The 3,054-nt window shown below is 65.2% G+C and carries 2 protein-coding genes and 2 pseudogenes; 1 reads left to right on the forward strand and 3 read right to left on the reverse strand.

Features of this window, described 5'->3' with window-relative positions; genetic code table 11:
• Positions 1–202, reverse strand: a pseudogene (gene pimE / locus AC2VON_RS05755) (mannosyltransferase); the annotation flags it as partial.
• A gap of 170 nt (positions 203–372) precedes the next feature.
• Here pimE and AC2VON_RS05760 point away from each other — a divergent pair.
• On the forward strand, positions 373–1,401 hold the full coding sequence (locus AC2VON_RS05760) for an Rv1157c family protein (protein WP_486952076.1): 1,029 nt from the start codon (positions 373–375) through the stop codon (positions 1,399–1,401).
• 18 nt (positions 1,402–1,419) lie between these two features.
• On the opposite strand, the gene AC2VON_RS05765 is transcribed toward AC2VON_RS05760, so the two are convergent.
• Both AC2VON_RS05765 and AC2VON_RS05770 read right to left on the reverse strand, forming a co-directional pair.
• A complete protein-coding gene (locus AC2VON_RS05765; RefSeq protein WP_486952077.1) occupies positions 1,420–1,989 on the reverse strand; it encodes an HhH-GPD-type base excision DNA repair protein in 570 nt (189 codons plus the stop codon).
• An 850-nt stretch (positions 1,990–2,839) separates the two neighbouring features.
• Positions 2,840–3,054 (reverse strand): annotated as a pseudogene (locus AC2VON_RS05770) (IS256 family transposase); the annotation flags it as partial.

Below are 3,054 nucleotides of genomic sequence, written 5' to 3' on the forward strand. Positions count from 1 at the left end.
CGACGTAGACGTGCAGGTCGACGAAGTTGGCGCCGTTGGGTGTCAGGTATGTCCAGGCCAGCCGCGCCGCGATGCTGGCCGCCAACAGCAGCGGAGCAACTCGCGTCAACCCGTTGGTCATCCGGCGGGCAGCGGGAGTGACGGGGGTCGCGGGGGTGGCGGGGGTCGCGTCTACCGGCCCGACTTTAGCGAACCAGCACCGCCGGTCCGCTCGATAACGGTTTCATAAACACCACACGTGTCACTTGAGTATCAACAGTAACACGCTACCTTGACTTTTCGAACGCCTTTCCAAACGCCCTGCCCACCTTGCCCACGCCTCTCGACACCTCTCGACACCTCTTAACACCGCCAACGGGAATTGGAGAAATCATGTCGCGGATCCGGACGTTGTTCGCCGCCACGGCTACCGTCGCGATCGGCTCGTCGACTGCGCTGCTCCTCAGCAGTGACGCCAAGGCCGAACCGCCGCAGCCGATACCCGGCCCGCCTGCCCTGCAGTCCCTGCAGTTGCCCGGTCTGCCCGCTATCGAACAGCTGAGTCCGGTGATTCAGCAGGCGGCCGCCGATCCGTCGGGCGCCGTATCGCTGTTGATGGCGGCGGCTGCAGCCTTCACCGGCAACTCCGCGGCACCCACGGATGCCAAGCAGGTAGCCGACTCGGTGACCCAGTTTGTGCAGGCGCCTCCGGCGCCCGGCTCCGATGGGCTTCCGCAGGCACAGGTAGCGAACGACGCGCCCGCCGCGCCGCCGCGCGACCCGTCCGCACACATACCGACGCCAGGTTCGGCGCCGGGAGCCGTCGCGCATCTGCCCACTGGCGTGGACCCCGCCCACCGGGTGGGTCCCAGGTGGCAGGCGGCGCCGACCCCGGCGGCCCCGGAAGCCGCCGTAACCGCACCTGCCCCACCGGCACCTGACGCCGCACCGGCCCCGGCGCCGCCGGCGGCCGCCGGCCCGGCACCGGGGGCCACGCCGGTGTTCGGTCCAGACAGCCCGCCCACCCAGGACTTCATGTACCCGTCAATCGGCACCGGCTGCCTGTCCGACGGTGGCAACTCCATTGCGACCGCCCTGTCGGTGGCGGGCCCGGCGAAGATCCCCACCCCCGGGCCGGGATCCGGTCAGACCGCTTATGTGTTCACTGCCGTCGGCACGCCAGGACCTGCCGAAACGCAGAAGTTGCCGCTCAACGTCACCTGGGTGAACCTGACCACCGGCAAATCGGGCAGCGCTACCCTCACACCGCGTCCCGACATCAATCCGGAGGGGCCGACCACGTTGACGGCAATAGTCGACACCGGATCGGGCAGCATCATCTCGACGATCTTCGGTCAGGTCAGCACCAAGGATCACCAGTGCAACTTCATCCCGACCATCGGCTCGACGGTGGTGCCCTGACCGTCTCGCATTGCCGGGTCAGTCCGATCGCTGCTGCTTCCGTTGCTTCTTGTAGATCCTGACCCGCTCAAGGGAACGGGCGTCGACGATATCGGCAATCGAAAGGTAGGTCCCGGCCTTGCCGTACTCGCCGGCGGCCGCACGCCAGCCCGAGGGCTTCACGCCGTACTGCTTGCCCAGTAGCGCCAGAAAGATTTGTGCCTTCTGCTCGCCGAAGCCGGGCAGGGCCTTGATCCGGCGCAACAGCTCGGCCCCGTCCGGATCATCCACCGTCCACAACGCCGCCGCGTCGCCGCCGTAGCGGTCCACCACGATCTGCGCCAGGGTCTGGATCCGTTTGGCCATCGATCCGGGAAACCGGTGTACTGCAGGTTTTTCCGAGCATAGCGTGGCGAATTTCTCCGGTTCGCAGTCAGCGATCGCCTCGGCGTCGAGACCGCCCATCCGGTCGGCAATCTTCTTCGGCCCGGCAAACGCAGTCTCCATCGACACCTGCTGGTCGAGCAATGCACCTATGAGAAGAGCGAAAGGGTTCTCGCTCAACAGGGCATCAGCCGCTGGATCAGCGGCTAGTCGCAGGTTCGGCACCTGGTCAGTCTAGAACTACGTGCCGGGGCAAGCGCACCCATGCCAGCCGCAGTCTCAAGTAGTTGCTTGCTGGTCGAAGACAACGTGTTTGCGAAGTGTTGTCGGACCCATCGCCCACCATAGAGGGCGAAAGGAGTAGATCATGTCACGCGACTACCGCCAGGCCACGGCGGAAGAACTGGAAAGGGAACGTAGGAACGTTGAGGAGGGGTTGGCTGCCGCTATGAACCGACACCCTGCCGCAAGGGCACGTGCGGGCCGGCCCCGATTGACGTTCATCAAGGGTGGTCTGGCTGCCCTGGCCGCGGTTGGAGGTTTGCTGTGCGGCTCCGCTGCACTGCCTGCACCGGCACAGGCTGTCCCGTACTGCAACGGCACCCACTCGCCCTGCTACTGCCCCGATGACGGGGGTTGGCATATCAACGCCTGGGCGAACTGCCCGAGGGTGTGGGTCGGTCCTGAGCTTCCTGGGGACGATGATGGTCCTTCGATTTGGGACCGGAGATACAACTGACGAGCGCCGAGATTGTGTCTGCCGCTGTGTGCGGTGACGATCCTGGAGGTGTTCGTCGGCTGGTCGAGCAATGCACCTATGAGAAGATCGAAAGGGCTCTCGCTCAGCAGAGCATCAGCCGCTGGATCAGCGGCTAGTTCGCCATGACCCACTCAATTTAATCGTGGATAACTGCGGATATCCATCAACTGCCGGCACGGGAGTCCCTCCTAGACTTCGATTTCTGTTCGACCGACGCGCTGAACGACGACGTCGCTGGCTACCGAATCAACCAGGATAACGACATTCCCGCCGTCGGCCCGGAGCAATTGTCAATACCTGTGGATCGGGATTTTTTCAGGCGGCCTCCTCCCCGGTTTTGTCAGCGACCTGGTCGTCGGGGCGCTCGACGAGCTTGCCGTTCTCGAACGTGGCGCCGGCGCGGACCAGGGCGACCAGATGCGGCGCGTTCACCGCGCGCCAGCGTGACTGGGCGGCCTCGATCAGCTTGTAGGCCATGGCAATTCCAGCCGCCCGCGAACCCGGCCCCTTGGTGATCTTGCTGCGGTTAC

It is taken from the genome of Mycobacterium sp. TH-M82 (genome assembly GCF_057473605.1).